Genomic DNA, 18,600 nt, shown 5'->3' on the forward strand with positions numbered 1-18,600 from the left:
TACGGCGCGTCACGCGCCCGAATTTGCGAGGGCGGATTCGTGATCTACAGTCATGCCATGAAGGCCGCATCCGCCCGCTATCGTCTGCCCGTCGCGGGCCTCGCCGTCGCAGTGATCCTGGCGGTCGCGGCAGTCGTCCTCGGCGTGTGGCGGCCCTGGGTTCCGATGCCGTCTTCGGCACCCGTCGGTGCTGCGGCGGCAGCGGACGAATCGGTCGCGATCGCGCCGGTTCCCCTTCTTCTTCCGGAGCATCCGACCGTTCTCGTGTTCGGCGACTCCTGGACCTACGGCTCGGCCGCGACCGAGCCGACCCTCGGATACGCCTATCAGCTCGCCGACCTGATCGACGGACAGACGATCGTCGACGGAATCCGCGGCAGCGGTTACCTCAAGCCCGGACTCGATGGGCCGGCCTTCGGTGTGCGCATCGCCGCTCTGGACCCGGCACTCACTCCAGACCTGATCATCCTCCAGGGGTCGATCAACGACCGGGCGCAGGGCGAGGCCGGATACCGCGAGGCCGTCACCGCCGCGTGGGATGCCATGGCGGCGAAGTATCCGGACGCGTCGATCGTCATTCTGGGGCCGGCGCCGCACGAACTTCCCGTGGGCGCTGAGACCGCGCGCATCGACGCCGATCTCGGTGAACTCGCCGCCGCTCGCGGATGGTGGTACATCTCCCCCGTCGCACAGAACTGGATCACACACCAGAACTACCTGTCGGTCATCGACGTCGAGATCGGCCGCAAGCATCCGTCGACCGACGGTCACCGCTACCTCGCCGAGAAGCTGGCCGCAGCGCTCGGCGAACTGGGCGATGCGCCGGTGACCGAGGCCGGTGGGTCGGAGACCACTCCCGAGCAGTGATATTGTCGATCGGTACGCCTCCGTAGCTCAGTGGATAGAGCGCCGGTTTCCGGTACCGTAGGTCGCAGGTTCGACTCCTGTCGGGGGCACACACGGGTCACGCGCTGCATGAATGAGAATTCGCACGCGGAGCCGAGATATCGAGAAAGGCCGCCTGGTTCCAGGCGGCCTTTCTCGTTGCGCTCGCGGCCCACTTACTCCGGTGGCTCGCTGCCGAGTTCACGACGGGCCAGTTCGAGCGAGCTCATCGCGGCAGCCTCGCTGGAATGCCCCTCACTGACGGCCAGGTGGTGGCCTCCCGCGCTCTTGAGGCGCCATCGGTAGTCTCCGGACGCGTCGCGGTAGACCTCGAACCGGCCCTTCGGCCCTGGCTCCACTCTGCCGAGCGCAGCGGCGACCGCCGGGTTCCTGACCTCCGCGAGGATCGTCGCGCGCAGCTGCGCCGCCGGCGCCTCAGCCACCCCCGTGAGAGACGAGAGGATGCTCACCGCGGTCGCCCGATCTTCGTCCGTGACCCACCGCTCACGCGCGAGCGCCTCGATGAGCCTGAGGCCGCTCGCTGCCTCCTTGAGATCGGAGCTGAACGCGAGCTCATGCGCGTGCTCGAATCGGCGCGACCACTCCTGACGAGCATCCGTGGCTCGCTGGGTCCGCCTCGTCAGCATGAAGCTGACGACAGACCAGATCAGTCCGACTCCTGCCACGCCGGCCGCGATTATCGCGGCGAGGAGTGTCGCGCCGGAGTCCGTCATGCCCACACGATAGCGCGCACCGACCGAGCCGGGACAAGGATTCCGTCCGCCTGACCCCTAGTCGTAGCTGTGGTGCACATGCCACCCGTCCTCACCCCGGAAGACGTCGAACACCAGGGAGTGGCCCTCGTCATCCGTGCCCTGGAACCGCCATCCGTACAACCCTCGCTCCGACTCCGGCGCCGCTGACCAGATCGAGTCCCTGAGTCGCGTGGGCGTGTCGGAGACCTTCCACCGACGCCCGGCGAAGACCATTCGCGACGGGATGTCGTCGACCATCCATATAGTCGCAGGCAGATGAGCAGGAGCTGGTCGCATGAGTCGAGAATAGAACAAATCTTCGAATCTTGCTACCGTTGTCACTGGGCCGGAGAAGGGAGCCGGCATGGGCACGAGCAAGCGCCTGGCAGCCCACTACGACATGCGCTCTCAGCATCAGACCATCCTCACCGCAGCGCGCGCCGGCGCTCTTCAATCCCTGACGGAGCGCGAGCTCGCGCTCCGGGAACAGCCCGTCACGATCTATCCGCAGCCGTATCGTGCGGTCCGCGCCTGGGTGCGCTTCGGGCCCGAAGCGGTGCGGGTCGATGCGAAGCTCGCGCGGTCGACACCGTTGGCCGCAGGCATCGAGTTCCGGGCAGGCGACCGGACGTTCCGGTGCTGGGTGTGGGGCAATGCGGTGACCGTCGATGAGGGCTAGCGAGACCGACTTCTGAGCAGAGGCTCTCGACGCCGGAACAGAAGTTCGTCGGGAGAACTCCTGCGCGCCATCGGCCAGCTATTGAGCTACTGGACTCTGACGGACGAGCAGCACGCCACTCTGATCGACATGCTCGTCGATGCGGGCGGGCTCACGGTGCTGGCTGAGTCGCACGACCGGCTCGGCCGAGACTCGGTCGGGCTCCGGGTGAGCGATGAGGGGACGTCCTACCAGAGCACCCTCCTCATCTCCGAGGACACCGGCCGGATACAGGCATCGAGAACGAGCTGACGAAGCCGATGGAGTTCATCCCGGCCGGCGTCGTCGGCTACACGATGTGGGACATCGAGTAGCCACGGGGTACATGAAGGAATCAGGCGGCCGACGTCGCGTCGGGCTGGTCCTCACGTCGGGTCTTGGCGGTCGCTCCGAGGGAGATCGTCGACAGGAGGCCGAGGGACAGGAACCCTGCGGCCGTCCACGCCGCGAAACGCGTGCCGTCGGAGAACGCGGCCTTGGCGTCGTCGGCGATGTCAGCCGTCTCGGGCTGCGCCTCCAGTCCGCTGATCGCTCCGCCCGCACTGTCGACGACCGCCGACACGATCTGATCGCGCTGCTCGGCCGGGAGTCCCCGAGCGTCGAGTGATGACGCGAGGATCCCGGCTGTGCTCGTGAACAGCACGGTGCCGAGCACTGCGACCCCGAGCGCTGCACCGAGCTGTCGTGACGTCGACTGCGTGCCCGAAGCCGCGCCGCTGTCGTCGACCGGCACATCGGCGAGCACGACGCCGGTCAGCTGAGCGGTGGCGAGGCCGACACCGAGGCCGTAGACGAAGAGGAACGGGATCAGCGGCACCCACGACGCATCGGGGGCGATGACGAAGCCGACTCCGGCGACGCCGATGATCTCGGCGATGAGGCCCGCACGGACGACCCACACCGGAGCGATCTTTCCGCTGGCCGCCCCCGCAGCACCGCTCGCGACGAAGGATCCGAGGGCGAGCGCGAGCAGCAGGAGTCCGGTCTGCAGCGCATCGAAGCCGAGGACGAACTGCAGCCACAGCGGCAGAGCGAGGATGATGCCGAACTCTCCCAGCGACACGACTGTCGCCGCGATGTTGCCGTTGCGGAACGAGGGGATGGAGAACAGACGCAGAGCAAGCAGCGTGGACCTGCCCTGCCGCTCGCGATGCACACCCCATGCGATGAACGCGACGAGTGCCACGATCGCCAGCGCGAAGGCGAAGGGGATCGGAGAGACATCGAGCGGCCAGGCCCAGTCGCCGATCTGCGGACGTTGGTCGACGAGCCACCAGCCGTACGTGCGCCCCTCGATGAGGCCGAACACGAGGCTGGCCATGGTGATGACCGAGAGGATCGCCCCGACCACATCGATCTTCGACGTCCGGTCGCTGCGCGACTCCGCCACCGTGAGCAGCACGCCGATGACGATGATGATGCCCAGCGGGATGTTGATCCCGAACGCCCACCGCCAGGAGAAGGCAGTCGTCAGCCATCCGCCGAGCAACGGGCCCACAGCGGCCATTCCGCCGATCGTCGACCCCCACACCGCGAAGGCGATCCCCCGCTCGCGCCCGCGGAAGGTGGCGTTGATGATCGACAGCGTGGTCGGCAGGATCATCGATCCGCCCACTCCCTGCGCAAGACGGGCGAGGATCAGCATCCCGCCGTCCGGAGCGAAGGCCGCGAGCACCGAGGATGCTGCGAAGACCAGGACTCCGATGATCATCACGCGCCGACGCCCGAACCGATCCGCGAGGCTGCCGAACACGAGCAGCAGCGCGGCGAACACCAGCGTGTACGCCTCCTGCACCCACTGCACTTCGGTGGAGGTGATGCCGAGATCGTCGACGATCGCCGGAATCGCCACATTCACGATCGTCGAGTCGACGATGATCAGCGAGACGGCGATGCTGATGAAGACCAGGCCCACCCAGCGCAGGCGAATGTAGCGTTCCATGACTACTAGCTTAGCTAGCAATAAGCGCGGCGTGCGGTTTTTTCGATCTCGAGGTGCCCCCGGCTACAGCATCGCGGTGAGCACTCCCCCCTCCGCCCGCAGCGCCGCGCCGTTGGTAGCCGATGAGCGAGGACTTGCGATGTAGGTCACCAGACTCGCGATCTCATCGGGCTCGATGAACCGCTCGAGCAGCGTCGTACGGTTCTGACCGATGATGGAGCCTTTCATCACCTCGGGCGGAAGGGACTGCGCCTCTGCCACGGCTGCAACGCTCGCCGCCACCCCGTCCGAACACGTCGGCCCTCCGAGGATCGTGTTCACGGTCACCGCGGTGCCTCTGGTGCGCTTGGCCAGCCCGCTGCCGAGAGCGGCCATCGCGGCCTTCGTCGTGCCGTAGTGCACCATGTCGGCGGGAATGTTCACCCCGGACTCGCTGCTGATGAAGACGACACGGCCCCACCCCCGCGCGAGCATGCCTGCGAGAAGGTGGCGGGACAGCCGCACTCCGCTCATGACGTTCACCTCGAAGTAGCGAGTCCAGTCGTCGTCCGTGATCGTCTCGAACTCGGCAAGGCCGAAGATTCCCACATTGTTGACGAGAATGTCGACGTCGCCCAGGGCCTCCGTCAGGCGCTCCACCTCTTCTCTCCTCGCGAAGTCCGCCGCCAGTCCCGAGACCGTCGAGCCGGGGTGCTCCGCACGCAGTCGCCGGACCGCCGCATCCACACGCTGCTCATCACGTCCGTTCACCGTCACGTCCACGCCTTCGCGGGCGAGCGCGGAGGCGATCGCGAACCCGATGCCCTGCGTCGAGCCGCTGATGAACGCCGTCTTCCCGTGCAGCTGCAGATCCATGGTGCTTCCTCTCCTCGACGCACACGCGTCTCTTTACTTGAGCCTGATCGGGTGGGTCGTGGGGCTCGCCGGCCTTCTGGCGCTGGCTCTCTGGCTCTTCGGCGTCTTCGAGGTGCACGGGCTTCGCGAACCGCCGCTCTGGGTACCGATCCTCCGTCTGGTGATCGGACTGTTCCTCGCGGGCGCCGCCGTCTGGGTCTACCGCAAGGGCTCTGCGCGCATCCGTCAGATGGCCGCCGCATCCTCGCCGCAGCAGGTAGTCGCGGCCGCTCCGCAGCTGCCGGGGTGGCTGCATGCCGTCGAGACCTTCCGACCCGTGCGCACCGGATTCCTCGGGCTGGCGCTCTTCGTGCTGAACCCCGTCGACGCGTCCTGCGCCATCATCGCAGCGCTCGACATCTCGCTCGCGCAGGTCGGCGACGACGCGGTCTGGGTCGCCCTCGCGTTCGTGGTCGTCGGGACGTTGCCCATCGCGGTGCCGGTGTTCTACGTCGCGATCCGAGGCGAGCGCTCGCAGCCGCTGCTCGACTCCGCCCGACGATGGGTCGCCGGAAACACCCACGTGATGAACGCCGCTCTGCTGCTCGTGATCGGCGCCCTCCAGCTGCAGAAGGGCATCTCAGGGCTCCTCTGAGCGAACGACGTCGTCTCGTCGACGAACTCAGATAGGTTGTGCACAATTTAATCGCGTGCAATACTCGAGGTATGGCCGTGACCGATGAGATGGTGTGCTTCTCGCTGTACTCCGCCGCCCGCGCGACGACGCAGGCGTACCGTGCCCTCCTGGCCCCGTGGGGTCTGACCTACCCGCAGTACCTCGTGCTCGCGATCCTCTGGATGGAGGGCGAGCAGACGATCGGCTCGCTGGGCGACGCCATGCAGCTCGACTCCGGCACCCTCTCCCCCCTGGTCCGCCGCCTCGAGCAGGCGGGCTACGTCGCGCGGGCCCGCAGCACGGCCGATGAGCGCGTCGTCACCGTGCGACTGACCGACACCGGCATGGCTCTGCGCACTGAAGTCGCTCCGGTTCACACCAAGATCGCCGCCCTCGCCGGAATGCAGGACGACGACCAGCGTCACCGCCTGATCACCGAGCTGCAGGAGCTCACCGCACGCCTGCAGCTCGCCGACTGACCCCAACCCGGAAGGAGTCCACACGATGGACGCTCTCTACACCGCCGAAGCACTCGCCACCGGAGCCGGACGAAACGGCCGCGTCACCACGGGCGAGGGCCGACTCGACCTCGACCTCGCCATCCCGAAGGAGATGGGCGGCAGCGGCGACGGCGCCAACCCCGAGCAGCTGTTCGCGGCCGGGTACGCCGCCTGCTTCCACTCCGCACTGCAGACCGTCGCGCGTGCGCAGAAGGTGAAGATCACCGATTCGTCGGTCGGGGCCCGCGTGCAGATCGGGTCGAACGGCGAGGGCGGATTCGGCCTCGCCGTGCAGCTCGAGGTCGTCATCCCCGACCTTCCGCACGAGCAGGCTCAGGCGCTCGCAGACGCCGCCCACCAGGTCTGCCCGTACTCCAACGCGACGCGCGGCAACATCGACGTCGCGATCACCGTCTCCGACGACTGATCCCGCTCGACCTCCACCACGACCGATCCCACAAGGAGAACATCATGCGCGCCCTCACCCACGAGACCTTCGGGGAACCCGAAGAGGTCCTCACCGTCACCGAGCGTCCGACGCCGGAGCCCGGCCCCGGCCAGGTCCGACTGAAGATCGTCCTCTCGCCCATCCACAACCACGACCTGTGGACCATCCGCGGCACCTACGGCTTCAAGCCGGAGCTCCCGGCAGCATCGGGCACCGAGGCTCTGGGAATCGTGGATGCTCTCGGCGAGGGTGTCGACGATCTCTCCGTCGGTCAGCGCGTCGCGACGGGAGGCACCTTCGGCGCCTGGGCGGAGTACGTCGTCGCGAACGCCGCGGGCCTCATCCCCGTGCCGGAGTCGCTCAGCGACGAGAGCGCCGCGCAGCTCGTGTCGATGCCGTTCAGCACCATCAGCCTGCTGCACTTCCTGGGCGCCGAGAAGGGCGACTGGATCGTCCAGAACGCGGCGAACGGCGCGGTCGGTCGCATGCTGGCACAGCTCGGCGCCGCTCGTGGCATCAACGTCATCGGGCTCGTCCGGCGCTCGGCCGGGGTCGATGAACTGCGCGAGCAGGGCATCGAGAACGTGGTCTCCACGGATGCGGACGACTGGCGCGAGCAGGTCGCCGCGATCACCGGTGGCGCACACGTCGCCTTCGGCATCGACTCGGTAGGCGGCTCGTCGGCCGGCGACGTCCTGTCGCTCCTCGGCGAGGGTGGCACTCTCGTCGCGTTCGGTGCCATGAACTCCCCCACGATGGAGATCGCCTCGGGCGACGTCATCTTCAAGCAGGCGACCGTCAAGGGCTTCTGGGGCAGCAAGGTGATCCAGACCATGGATGCCGGCACGCGCGGCGGCCTGTTCGGCGAACTGATCCAGCGCGTCAGCGACGGCACGCTGACCCTGCCCGTCGCCGGCGTCTTCGATGCGGCGGATGCCGCAGAGGCAGTCCGCGCAAGCAACACCGCGGGCCGGGTGGGCAAGGTTCTCCTGCAGTTCTGACCTGGTCAGGCGCAGGGCGGTCGGATTACTTGACAGCGGCAATTAATGCCGCCTACGCTGACGGTGACATCGAGATCGATCGAACACACCGGAGTGCGATGACCGACACCCTGCGCCTCACCTGGGACGCCCCCGCCACCCGCTGGGAGGAGGCGACGCCCCTCGGCAACGGCCGCATCGGCGCGATGGCGTTCGGCGGCTCCGACGGCCACTATCAGCTGAACGACTCGACGATCTGGTCGGGAACGCCCGACGGCCCCGCGCGCGCATTGCAGAAGGTGCGTGACGGGGGTGCCGGTCCCGAACGGCTCGCGGCCGTCCGTGAGGCCCTCGCAGCCGCCGACGTGCGCCGGGCGGAGGAGCTGCTGATGGCGTTCGAGGGTCCCTACTCGCAGGAGTTCCTCCCTCTCGCCGATCTGCTCGTGCGCGTGGCGGACGCTCGATCGGATGAGACCATCCCCGCTCGCATCCTCGATCTCGACAGGGCGACCCTCGTCGAGGCACTGCGCACCCCCGCCGGCCGCGTGACGCGACGGTCCTGGGTCTCGGCTCCGGCTCACGCCCTGATCATCGAGCTCACCTCGGACCACGAGTTCGACACCACCGTCGAGCTGTCCACCCCGCTCCGCGGTCGCGTCATCGACGCGTCCGACGCGCTCGTCCTGGATGTGCAGGTTCCGATCGACGGCGCCCCGCTGCACGAGGACTCCGTCGACCCCCTGCGCTACGCCGACGACGATGCCGAGTTCGACGCCTACGCGGCCGTCGCCGTCTCCCTCGACTCGGATGGCGAGGTGGGTCGCCACGACGATCGCATCGTCGTCCGCCATGCCCGCCGCCTGCTGATCGCCCTGTCCACTTCGTCGCGCGCCGGGTCGTGGTGGGCCGACGCCGACGGGGACTGGCGGATCGCCTCACGCGAGGCGATCCGGGATCGCGCACGAGAGAGGGCGGAGGCCGCGGCTCAGCGCGACGCCTCGTCTCTCCTCGCCGAACACGTCGCCGACCGGCGCCGCATGACTCGGGCGCGATTCGCGATCGGCAGTCGGCGTGAGGGCGAGTGGAGCGTCGATCGCGACGTTCTCCGAGGCTCCGACCCCCTGCTCCGCGCGACGATCGCCGCCGAATTCGGGATGTACCTCCTCGCGTCGAGCTCTCGTGCCGGCAGCCCTGCAGCCAACCTCCAGGGCATCTGGAACGACCAGCTGCAACCGGCCTGGTCGTCGAACTACACGATCAACATCAACACCGAGATGAACTACTGGGCGGCGCCGATGCTGCTCGATCCTGATGTCCTCGAGCCGTTGATCTCCCTCGTCGAGCGCCTCGCCCGCACCGGCTCCGACACCGCCAGGGAGCTGTACGGAACGCGCGGATGGGTCGCCCATCACAACAGCGACGTCTGGGGGTGGAGCCTGCCGGTCGGCGACGGGCACGGGGCGGCGAGCTGGGCGATCTGGATGATGGGCGGAGTCTGGCTCACCCACAATCTCTGGGACGCGTACGAGTTCGGTGGCGACGATGAGCTGCTCCGCGCTCGCATCTGGCCGCTGATGCGGGGCGCGGTGGAGTTCTGCCTCGACTGGCTGACTCCGGGCCCCGACGGGCACCTGCACACCTCGCCGTCGACGGCCCCCGAGAACTCCTATGTGGCCGCCGACGGTCTGCCGACGCCGCTCGGCCTGACCGCGACGTCGGATCTCAGCCTCATCGGCTCGCTCTTCGAGCGCGCGCTCGTCGCGATCCGCCGACTCGGCATCGACGACGCACTGGAAGCCGAGGTGCGCGAGGCGCTGGCAGCCCTCGCTCCGTTGCGTGTCGGCTCCGACGGCCGACTGCTCGAATGGTCCGAAGAGGTCGACGAGCATGAACCGCTGCACCGGCACCTCTCCCCCGTGGTCGGACTCTTCCCGCTCGACCAGGTGACGCCCGAGCGGACTCCGGAGCTGTTCGACGCGTCTGTGGCGCTCATCGACGCACGCGGGCCGGGAGCCATGGGCTGGTCCTGGGCGTGGAAGGTGGCACTGCGTGCCAGGGCACGGCAGGGCGACATCGCCGCATCGCTGCTCGAGGAGGCGCTGACGCCGTTCGACGGCGACGCCACGCGGCACGGGCCCGTCGACGGCTCGGAGTGGGGAGGCCTGCTCCCCAACCTCTTCAGCACGCATCCGCCCTTCCAGATCGACGGCAACCTCGGATTCCCCGCCGCGATCACCGAGATGCTCGTGCAGAGCCACGGCCGCACAGTGCGTCTGCTTCCCGCGCTCCCCGCATCCTGGACCCACGGAGACGTCCAGGGCATCGCCGTGCGACCGGGCCTCGTGCTCGACCTCGCCTGGGCGGACGGGCGGGTGATCTCGGGTGCTCTCCGCAACCCCGGCGAGCGCGACAGGGAGGTCTCCGTCTCGAACGGCGAGCGGGAGGCGATCATCGCTGTGCCGACGGGCGCTCGGATCGACCTCGCCGATCATGATCTTCTCTTCTCCGCGTCTGCCGACCAGGAGGAGTCCCGTGCGCGGTGAGGTGCGTGATGTCGTCGCCCCCACCACACAGACCGAGCCTGATGACTTCGATGCCTTCTGGGCGGACACGATCGCTCGCACTCGGAGCTTTCCGCTCGACCTCTCCGTGACCCCGATGCCCACGCGTCTGACTCAGATAGACGTGTACGACGTGTCGTTCCGCGGGTACGGCGGAACACCGATCCATGCTTGGCTGCGCGTGCCGCACGGTGCCGCGGAGCCCCTCCCCGGGCTCGTGCAGTTCTTCGGCTACGGCAACGGCCGAGGTCATGCCCTGCGCGATCTGCGGTGGGCTGCCGCGGGCTACGCGCACTTGGTGGTGGACGCGCGGGGGCAGGGACACGGCGACACCGATGACGATCATGCCGACGGCGGTCCGTCCGCCGGCGGATTCCTCACCCGCGGCATCCGCTCGCCTCAGGAGTACTACTACCGCAGGGTGTATGCGGATGCCGTGCGTGCCGTCGACGCGCTCCGTGCCGTCGACGTCGTCGACGCGGATCGCGTGGGCGCGGTGGGCGCGAGCCAGGGAGGTGGAATCGCGCTGGCGATCGCCGGCCTGGTCCCCGACCTCGCTGTCGCGATCGTGCAGGCACCTTTCCTCTGCGAACTCGACCGGGCCGCCACGCTGAGCACCGAGCACCCGTACACCTTGCTCACCCAGTACTTCGCGGATCGGCGCGGCGACGCCGCAGCGGCTCTGGAGACGCTCCGATATTTCGACGGGATCAACCACGCGAAGCGTGCGACGGCCCCGGCTCTGCTGAGCACGGGACTCCTCGACGGCATCGCGCCGCCTGAGACCGTGCTGCCCGCATTCGCCGCGTACGGCGGCCAGAAGACCGTGGTCCTGTGGCCGTACAACGGGCACGAGGCCGGCGGAGACCTCGACGAGGAGAACGCCCTGGAGTTCGCGGCCGAGCACCTGGGCCTGCACAGCCGACCGCCTCACGGCGGATTCGCTACGATAGCCGACACGACACGAAGGACCTGATGGACCACGACACCGCAGCGCGAACCACCCTGATCCGCTCGGCGTCCGACGCGGGATCACGGGTCTTCGAGACGATCCTGACGCGCAGTCCCATCAGCCGGATCGACATCGCCCGCCAGACGGGGCTCTCCCAAGCCGCTGTCACGAAGGCGGTGGCCCCGCTCGTCGCGGCCGGCCTCGTCGACGCGCCGCCCGCCTCGCATCGCGACGGCACCCCCGGACGCCCGGTGAGCCCTGTCTCCATCGTCCTCGAGTCGATGGTCATGATCGGCGTCAAGGTCAACGTCGACGAGATCATCGCCGTCGCGACCGATCTCGCCACGACCGTGCTCGCCAGCACCCGTCGTGCGCTTCCCGCCGACGATCCCCACACCGTCATCGACGCCATCTCCGACGTCGTCGCCGCGCTCGCGGCCGAGCTCGGCGAGAGCGCGTCGGCCATCGCGGGAGTCGGAGTGTCGGTGTCGGGTGACGTCGACAGCATCACCGGGATCGTGCGCGAGTCGAACATCATGGGGTGGGCGGACGTGCCGCTCGGCGACCTGCTCCAGGAGCGCCTCCCCTGGCCCGTCACGCTCGAGAACGACGTGCACGCGCTGACGATCGGAGAGCACTGGTTCGGTGTCGGGCTCGGCACCGCCTCGTTCGCTATCGTCACCATCGGACGCGGGATCGGCAGCGGACTGCACCTCAACGGAGAGGTCGTGAGCGGCGCGTTCGGTGTCGCGGGCGAGATCGGGCACCTGCCGCTCGCCGATCCGGCACTCGTCTGCCCGTGCGGGCGTCGCGGCTGCGTCGAGGCCGCCGCCTCGACCGGAGCGATCGAGGCGGCGGTCTCCGGTGCCCTCGGCCGGCCGGTCGCGATCGACGAAGCCGTTGCTCTCGCCCACGCCGGAGACGCCGACGCCGACGCCGCATTCCGCGAAGCGGCCCGCCTCATCGGCACGGCCATCGCCACACTCGTTAACCTCACCGGTCCCGAAGTCGTCATCATCGGCGGCGAGGGCGTCTCGGACTTCGACCTGTTCGAGAAGACCCTGCACGACGCGTTCGAGGCGCACGCGTTCGGCGCTGCGGCGCGCTGCCGCATCCTGACCCGTCCGCACACCTTCGAGGACTGGGCGCGAGGCGCATCCGCCGCCGCCATCCAGTCGCTCGTGCGCTGACCGTTCGGGACGAGCGGAAGAGAGGGGACGGATGCCATCGGCATCCGTCCCCTTCTCGCGCCCAGCCCGCCACGGTCCGCAATGCAGAGATGCGCGGGACGGATGATCCGTCCCGCGCATCCCGTGTCGATCAGAGTGCGTCGTACGCGGTCTGCAGCAGCTCCAGGTAGCGTGCGAGCCCGAGGCCCTCGATGTCGGCGACGTACGCGTCCCACGCGCCGTCGTCCGTGATGTCGCGCTGCCCCGTGACGAACTCCGCCTGGGCCTGCGTGATGTAGGTGGCGATGTTCGTCTGCAGCTCCGCGAGCTCGGCCGAGGTCTCGAGGTCGGGCCACAGCTTCTCGATCGGGAAGATCACGCTCTCGTCGGGCTGGAAGGGCTCGTACTCCTGCGTCGCGTAGAGCAGACGTCGCTCGTATCCGTCGGGCGTGTAGATGTCCTCCGGCACGACCTGGGCGTTGCGGAACTCCAGCGAGTCCCAGTACTGCGACATCGAACGCCACGCGGCGTTGGAGGTCTCGTCATACGTGATGGGACGGAATGTCGGCTCGAGCTCGGGATCGAGCGCGAGGTCGCCGTCGACCGCGGGCACCCACGCCTCCCCCTCCGGTCCCATCGACGCGCGGATCTGGCCCTCGTCCGTCGCGAGGTAGTCGAGCAGCTTGATGGCCTCGATGCGCTCGTCCTCGGTCGACTTGTTGGTCAGCGCAAACGTGCCCACCGGATTCACCGGCGACCGCCACGTGGCGAGCTGAGTGCCGTCCGGACCCGCGATCGGCGCGACCGCGTCGTAGTTCTTGTCACGTCCGTCAGGAGAGTCCGCCGAGACGAACACGTACGGGTGCAGCGTGACGGCGGAGCCGAGGATCTGCGCGTCCCCGCTGTCTCCGAGCGCCTTGAGGGCGTCGCCGTTCTGCGTGAACGCCCCGGTGTCGAGCAGCCCTTCCTGCGCCAGCGACGTGATGTACTCCAGCCCCGCCCGCCAGCTTTCCGAGGTGGCGTTGAGCGCGACCTCATCGCCGTCGAGCACGAGAGGCGGCGGGCTCGAGGGTCCGCCGACCGGCGCATAGGTGAAGGCGTTCATCAGATAGTTGATGATCGGCTCCGACGCCGAGCCGCTCAGCGGCACCTCGTCGGCGGCGCCGTTGCCGTTCGGGTCGCCGTCCTTGAAGGCGCGCAGCACCGTGCGCAGCTCCTCGGTGGTGGTCGGCTGCTCGAGTCCCAGGGCGTCGAGCCAGGTCGTGTTCATCCAGAGCTTCGACGGGTAGCTGCAGTGGAAGCACTCGCTCCACTGGGTGATCGCGTAGATGTGGCCGTCAGGCGCGGTGACCGACTGCTTCCAATCGGGCTTCTCTTCGAATCGCTCGGCGAGGTTGGGGGCGTATTCGTCGATGAGGTCTTCGAGGGGCACGAGCACCCCCTGCTGCCCGTACTTGAGGATCTCATTGCGCGAGAATCCGTCGACCCACGGCACGAGGAAGTACGCGTCGGGGTAGTCGCCGCTGGCGAGCGAGATCTGTCGCTTCTCCCCCGCGACGCTGCCGTCGTAGGTCGTGGTCTGCCAGTCGAAGTCGATGTCGAACTTCTTCTCGACCTCCTGGGTGAACAGATTGTCCTTGAGCGAGCCGTTCTCGCCCTGCGGGCCGAATGCGACGAGCTGGCCGTTGTCGTCGCTCGCCGGGGTGCAGGCGGCGAGCGCCAGTCCCGTCGCGACGACGGTGACCGCCGCGATCGCGCCTCGTGTGATGCGGTGTGTCATTGCCGGAATCTCCTTTGACCGGTTCAGGTGTGCGGGTGTGTGTGGTGGGTCTGTGAGAGGAGTGGTCAGCCCTTGACGGCGCCGACCATGATCCCCTTGCTGAAGTGCTTCGCGACGAACGGGTACACGATCAGCATCGGCACGGTGGCGATGATGACGGTCGAGTACTTGAGCAGGTCGGCGAGCTCTCGACGTTCGAGCTGGGCGGCCAGGTCGCCACCGCCTCCGCCGTCGTTGAGGATGAGGATGCCTCGCAGCACGAGCTGCAGCGGCTGCAGGTCGGCGTCACGCAGATAGAGCAGCGCGTCGAAGTACGAGTTCCACTGCATGATCGCGTACATCAGCGCGATGACCGCGAGCAGCGGCTTGGCGAGCGGCAGCACGATGGTCCAGAGGATGCGGAGTTCGCTCGCACCGTCGAGCTGTGCCGCCTCGTAGACCTCGTCGGGGATCGACGAGCGGAAGTAGACCATCGCGATGATCACCTGCCAGACGCCGATCGCGTTCGGGAGGAGCATCGACCATCGGGTGTCGAGCAGGCCGAGCGACTGGACGACGATGTACATCGGGATCACTCCGCCGGAGAACAGCATCGTGAAGACGACGCCGCCGGTGAGGGTCTTGCGCCCGAACAGGTTCGCCCGGGACAGCGGATACGCGATGGCGACCGTGCCGGCGACGCTGATGATCGTGCCGACCACGGTGTAGAACACCGAGTTGCCGAATCCGCGGAGGATCGCGGGGTTGTTGAGAGCTTCGGTGTACCCACGGAGGGTGAAGTCGACGGGCCAGAACAGCACCCGGCCGGATGACACCGCCTGAGGGCTGGAGAACGAGCTGGCGACGATGTTCAGCAGCGGCAGGAGCACGACGAGCAGGAAGACCGTCAGCAGCAGGTAAGCGGCGATCACGAAGACGCGATCCGCTCTGGTCTCCTTCACCTTCACCCCGGAGGCCAGGGGGTCCCGTCGGCGGCGGCCGCGCCCTGAGCCCGATCCGACGACGATCTCCTCGGTGAGCAGGGGCTGCTCTCTGATCACGGTGCTCACCACAGCCCACTTCCTGTCACTCGCTTGGATATGCCGTTGACGACGAGCAGGAGCACGAGGCTGATGACGGCGTTGAAGAGTCCGATGGTGGCTCCGAGGCTGAAGTTGGCGTTCAGGATGCCCGTCTTGTAGACGTACGTCGGGATGATCTCCGACGTCGAGAGGTTCAGCGCGTTCTGCAGGAGGAACGCCTTCTCGAACCCGATCGCCATGATGTTGCCGACCCCGAGGATCAGGATGATCGTCGCTGTCGGCAGCAGGGACGGCAGGTCGACGTACCAGATCTTCTGCAGCCGTGATGCGCCGTCGATCTTGGCGGCCTCGTAGAGGGAGGTGTCCACGGACGCGAGGGCGGCGAGGTAGATGACCGCGGAGTACCCGGTGGTCGTCCAGATGTCGGTCGCCACATAGATGTGCCGGAAGAAGTCGGCGCTCGCCAGCAGATCGACCTGACCTGCGCCGAAGAAGCTCAGCGTCCGGCCCAGGATGCCCACGCGTGGAGACAGCAGCAGGATCGTCATCGACACGATCACGACGGTGGAGATGAAGTACGGCGCGTACGTGACGAGCTGGACCGTGCGGGTGAAGAACCGCAGTCGGACCTCGTTGAGCAGGATCGCGAGGATGATCGGCAGCGGGAAGCTCGCGATGAGGGTGTACACCGCGAGGATGAACGTGTTGCCGATGAGCTTGGGGAACACCGGGTTGCGGAAGAGTGCGGTGAAGTTGTCGAATCCCACCCAGGGACTCCCCCACACGCCGTCGATGGGGTTGTAGTTCTTGAACGCGATGACCGCGTTGGCCATCGGCACGTATCGGAACACGATGAACCAGATGACGGGCAGGAGCAGCAGCAGGTACAGCTGCCAGTAGCGGCGCAGGCTGCGGACGAATCGCGAACGTGCGTCGGTGCGTCGAGGACTCGGCGGCGAGATCTCGACCGGTGGTGCGTGCTCAGCACTGAGCTTCATGATCGCCCTCCCAGGGCAGGATTACTTTACGTCGTAATAAAATCACGCCGAGCCGAAAAAGTAAACGCTCGATTTCCGGTCGGCGATTTCGAGGGATCGCTTGCACGTCCATCTCAAACGTGATTTATTGACGTTGTCAAGTAACTACCGGAGGGTCTCATCCCATGACTTCCCGTGCAGACACCGTCGTCGCACTCCGCGCCGCTGGTGCCGCCTTCATCGTCCAGATCTCCGACCCGATCCCCCGTGTGCTGCACTGGGGCGCGGACCTCGGAGACCTCGATCCCGCAGCCGTCTCGGCGCTCGCCCTCACGGCCGGGCCCGCCCAGCTGAACAACTCCCCCGACATCCCGCGTGCCTTCTCCGCACTGCCCACCGAGCACGAGGGCTGGTCGGGAACCGCAGCTCTCTCCGGTCACGCGAGCGGACGCGCCACGACCCCCCGACCTCGACTCGTGGGACACGATGTCGAGATCCCGTCCGACGGCGTCGGCGGGCGCATCGTCCTCCGGTTCGACGACACGATCAGCGGCATCCGCACCGAACTCGCATATCACCTCGACCCGCACGGAGTTCTCGCGGTCGACACGTCCCTCGCACGCGACGCCGCCCTCAGTCCGCGCATCGGTCGGACCCCCTACACGGTGGGCGCCGTGCTGTCGCTGCTTCCGCTCCCCGAGCGCGCGACCGAGATCCTCGACTTCACCGGGAAGTGGTGCCGTGAGCGCTTCCCGCAGCGTTCGCCCTTCGGCTTCGGCACCCACCGTCGCGCCGCGCACCGCGGCAAGCCGGGACACGACTCGCCCTTCCTGCTCGCGGCCGGAACCGCCGGATTCGGCTTCCGGCACGGAGAGATCTGGGCCGTGCACCTCGCGTGGAGCGGTGAACAGCAGTACCTCGCCGAGCGCCTTCCCGAGGGCGCTGGCGTGTTCAGTTCGGTCATCGGAGCCGGCGAGGAGCTCCACCCAGGCGAGATCATCCTCGAAGACGGCGACCGCTACGACGCACCGACCGCGCTGTTCCTCTGGTCCGACAGCGGACTCGACGCCATCAGCGACCGACTCCACCGGCGCCTGCGCGCGCGTCCGACGCATCCGCGCTCGCCGCGACCCCTGGTGCTCAACACCTGGGAGGCGGTCTACTTCGACCACGACCTCGAGCGCCTCACCGCGCTGATCGAGCGTGCGGCGGAGGTGGGGGTCGAGCGCATCGTGCTCGACGACGGCTGGTTCCGCGGACGCCGCGAAGCGGATGCCGGCCTGGGCGACTGGTTCGTCGACGATGAGGTGTGGCCGGACGGACTCGGGCCCCTCGTCGATGTCGTGCGTGCTCAGGGGATGCAGTTCGGTCTCTGGTTCGAGCCCGAGATGATCAATCTCGACTCCGATCTCGCGCGCGCCCATCCGGACTGGGTACTGGGTCCGGCCGAGGGCCTCGGCCCGGAATCCCGGTCGCAGCACGTTCTCGACATCGCGCGCCCCGAGGCGTACGACTACCTTCTCGCGCGTCTCGACGCTCTCGTGCGCGAGCACTCGATCGATTACCTGAAATGGGATCACAACCGCGATCTTCTCGAAGCGGTCAGTCGCGGCGGCGATGGGGACAGGCCCAGCGTGCACCGGCAGACGGCCGCGCTCTACCGCCTGCTCGACGAGCTGCGGTCGCGGCACCCGGGGCTCGAGATCGAGACATGCTCGGGCGGCGGCGGACGCATCGACCTCGGGATCCTCGACCGCACCGATCGTGTCTGGGCCTCGGACTGCAACGATCCGGTCGAACGCGTCCAGATCGAGCGGTGGACGCGCAGCCTCGTGCCTCCCGAACTCATCGGCTCCCACCTCGGCTCCGGGCGATCGCACACCACCGCCCGCACCACCGATCTGTCGTTCCGTCTGGCGACGTCGCTGACCGCGCACGCCGGCATCGAGCAGGACCTCACCGTCGTCGACGACGGCGAACTGGCGGCGATCGCCCGCTGGACCGCGATGTACCGCGAATTCCGCGACCTGCTGCACAGCGGTCGCGTCGTCAACGCGGACCTCGCGGATCCCGCGACATCACTCTCGGGAATCGTGGCCCGAGACGCATCCGAAGCGCTGTTCACCTGGAGCCGGTTCACGACATCGGCATCGGGCCAGTCCGGTCGGGTGCGTTTTCCCGGACTGGATGCCGCTGCGCCGTACACCGTCCGGATCCGCGAAGATCTCGGCGCGTCGAGCAGACACGGTGGAGACCCCGAGTGGGTGACGGCCGCCGTCGCCGTCCCGGTCGAGATGCCGGGGTCCGTCCTCGTCACCGCCGGCGTCCCCCTGCCGACGCTCAATCCGCAGCAGGCGATGCTCATCGAGATCAGGCGCGCAGACGGCTGACGGTCACACCT

General features: G+C 67.9%; 18 protein-coding genes and 1 tRNA gene. 12 read left to right on the plus strand and 7 right to left on the minus strand.

All coding sequences use genetic code 11. From position 1 onward, the window contains the following. Window positions 1–57: 57 nt before the first annotated feature. Together QRN21_RS01855 and QRN21_RS01860 are read left to right on the plus strand one after the other, a co-directional pair. Window positions 58–867 (plus strand): SGNH/GDSL hydrolase family protein, encoded by an 810-nt coding sequence (locus QRN21_RS01855; RefSeq protein WP_285362998.1) that lies wholly within the window; start codon window positions 58–60, stop codon window positions 865–867. 16 nt (window positions 868–883) lie between these two features. After that, window positions 884–956, plus strand: a tRNA-Arg gene (locus QRN21_RS01860). A 105-nt stretch (window positions 957–1,061) separates the two neighbouring features. On the opposite strand, the gene QRN21_RS01865 is transcribed toward QRN21_RS01860, so the two are convergent. Continuing rightward, window positions 1,062–1,619 carry a YegP family protein gene (locus tag QRN21_RS01865; protein ID WP_285362999.1) on the minus strand — a complete coding sequence of 186 codons (558 nt, stop codon included), beginning with the start codon at window positions 1,617–1,619 and terminating at the stop codon, window positions 1,062–1,064. Between the two features lie 57 nt (window positions 1,620–1,676). Further along, on the minus strand, window positions 1,677–1,898 hold the full coding sequence (locus QRN21_RS01870) for a hypothetical protein (protein ID WP_230100619.1): 222 nt from the start codon (window positions 1,896–1,898) through the stop codon (window positions 1,677–1,679). Window positions 1,899–2,004: 106 nt separating this feature from the next. Here QRN21_RS01870 and QRN21_RS01875 point away from each other — a divergent pair, with 106 nt between their 5' ends. Further along, on the plus strand, window positions 2,005–2,319 hold the full coding sequence (locus QRN21_RS01875; RefSeq protein ID WP_072591100.1) for a hypothetical protein: 315 nt from the start codon (window positions 2,005–2,007) through the stop codon (window positions 2,317–2,319). 81 nt (window positions 2,320–2,400) lie between these two features. Next, the gene (locus tag QRN21_RS01880) at window positions 2,401–2,610 is read left to right on the plus strand and encodes a hypothetical protein (RefSeq protein WP_285363000.1); all 210 of its coding nucleotides are present in this window, start codon (window positions 2,401–2,403) and stop codon (window positions 2,608–2,610) included. A gap of 82 nt (window positions 2,611–2,692) precedes the next feature. Here the strand turns inward: QRN21_RS01880 and QRN21_RS01885 are convergent, their stop codons facing one another. Next, entirely contained in the window at window positions 2,693–4,300 is a 1,608-nt protein-coding gene (locus tag QRN21_RS01885; protein ID WP_285363001.1) for a DHA2 family efflux MFS transporter permease subunit, read from the minus strand. Between the two features lie 63 nt (window positions 4,301–4,363). Continuing rightward, on the minus strand, window positions 4,364–5,155 hold the full coding sequence (locus tag QRN21_RS01890) for an SDR family NAD(P)-dependent oxidoreductase (RefSeq protein WP_285363002.1): 792 nt from the start codon (window positions 5,153–5,155) through the stop codon (window positions 4,364–4,366). On the opposite strand from QRN21_RS01890, the gene QRN21_RS01895 reads away from it, so the two are divergent. The 7 genes from QRN21_RS01895 to QRN21_RS01925 all read left to right on the plus strand — a co-directional run bounded on the left by QRN21_RS01895 (window position 5,154) and on the right by QRN21_RS01925 (window position 12,441). After that, complete coding sequence (locus QRN21_RS01895) at window positions 5,154–5,789, plus strand: GAP family protein (protein WP_230100622.1); 636 nt, start codon at window positions 5,154–5,156, stop codon at window positions 5,787–5,789. The two genes, QRN21_RS01890 and QRN21_RS01895, sit on opposite strands and share 2 nt — an antisense overlap. A 71-nt stretch (window positions 5,790–5,860) precedes the next feature. Beyond that, window positions 5,861–6,289, plus strand: coding sequence for a MarR family winged helix-turn-helix transcriptional regulator (locus QRN21_RS01900; RefSeq protein WP_056278348.1), 429 nt, complete (start codon window positions 5,861–5,863; stop codon window positions 6,287–6,289). Window positions 6,290–6,314: 25 nt separating this feature from the next. After that, a complete protein-coding gene (locus QRN21_RS01905; protein WP_053095718.1) occupies window positions 6,315–6,737 on the plus strand; it encodes an organic hydroperoxide resistance protein in 423 nt (140 codons plus the stop codon). 44 nt (window positions 6,738–6,781) lie between these two features. Continuing rightward, the gene (locus QRN21_RS01910; RefSeq protein WP_285363003.1) at window positions 6,782–7,759 is read left to right on the plus strand and encodes a zinc-binding dehydrogenase; all 978 of its coding nucleotides are present in this window, start codon (window positions 6,782–6,784) and stop codon (window positions 7,757–7,759) included. 98 nt (window positions 7,760–7,857) lie between these two features. Continuing rightward, entirely contained in the window at window positions 7,858–10,281 is a 2,424-nt protein-coding gene (locus QRN21_RS01915; RefSeq protein ID WP_285363004.1) for a glycosyl hydrolase family 95 catalytic domain-containing protein, read from the plus strand. After that, window positions 10,271–11,275 (plus strand): acetylxylan esterase, encoded by a 1,005-nt coding sequence (locus QRN21_RS01920; protein ID WP_285363005.1) that lies wholly within the window; start codon window positions 10,271–10,273, stop codon window positions 11,273–11,275. The genes QRN21_RS01915 and QRN21_RS01920 overlap by 11 nt, the downstream gene beginning before the upstream one ends. Further along, complete coding sequence (locus tag QRN21_RS01925; RefSeq protein WP_083569309.1) at window positions 11,275–12,441, plus strand: ROK family transcriptional regulator; 1,167 nt, start codon at window positions 11,275–11,277, stop codon at window positions 12,439–12,441. Before QRN21_RS01920 ends, QRN21_RS01925 begins: the two co-directional genes overlap by 1 nt. Before the next feature lie 130 nt (window positions 12,442–12,571). Here the strand turns inward: QRN21_RS01925 and QRN21_RS01930 are convergent, their stop codons facing one another. From QRN21_RS01930 to QRN21_RS01940, 3 genes are all read right to left on the minus strand, one after another. Then, window positions 12,572–14,200, minus strand: a complete 1,629-nt coding sequence (locus QRN21_RS01930) for an extracellular solute-binding protein (RefSeq protein ID WP_285363006.1) — start codon at window positions 14,198–14,200, stop codon at window positions 12,572–12,574. Window positions 14,201–14,265: 65 nt separating this feature from the next. Then, window positions 14,266–15,249, minus strand: a complete 984-nt coding sequence (locus tag QRN21_RS01935; RefSeq protein ID WP_233277305.1) for a carbohydrate ABC transporter permease — start codon at window positions 15,247–15,249, stop codon at window positions 14,266–14,268. Continuing rightward, on the minus strand, window positions 15,246–16,220 hold the full coding sequence (locus QRN21_RS01940; protein WP_082297779.1) for an ABC transporter permease: 975 nt from the start codon (window positions 16,218–16,220) through the stop codon (window positions 15,246–15,248). The genes QRN21_RS01935 and QRN21_RS01940 overlap by 4 nt, the downstream gene beginning before the upstream one ends. Before the next feature lie 164 nt (window positions 16,221–16,384). Here QRN21_RS01940 and QRN21_RS01945 point away from each other — a divergent pair, with 164 nt between their 5' ends. Continuing rightward, window positions 16,385–18,589, plus strand: a complete 2,205-nt coding sequence (locus tag QRN21_RS01945) for an alpha-galactosidase (protein ID WP_285363007.1) — start codon at window positions 16,385–16,387, stop codon at window positions 18,587–18,589. Window positions 18,590–18,600 lie beyond the last annotated feature (11 nt).

This window comes from Microbacterium sp. LMC-P-041, assembly GCF_030209555.1.
In the GTDB taxonomy this organism is placed as follows: domain Bacteria; phylum Actinomycetota; class Actinomycetes; order Actinomycetales; family Microbacteriaceae; genus Microbacterium.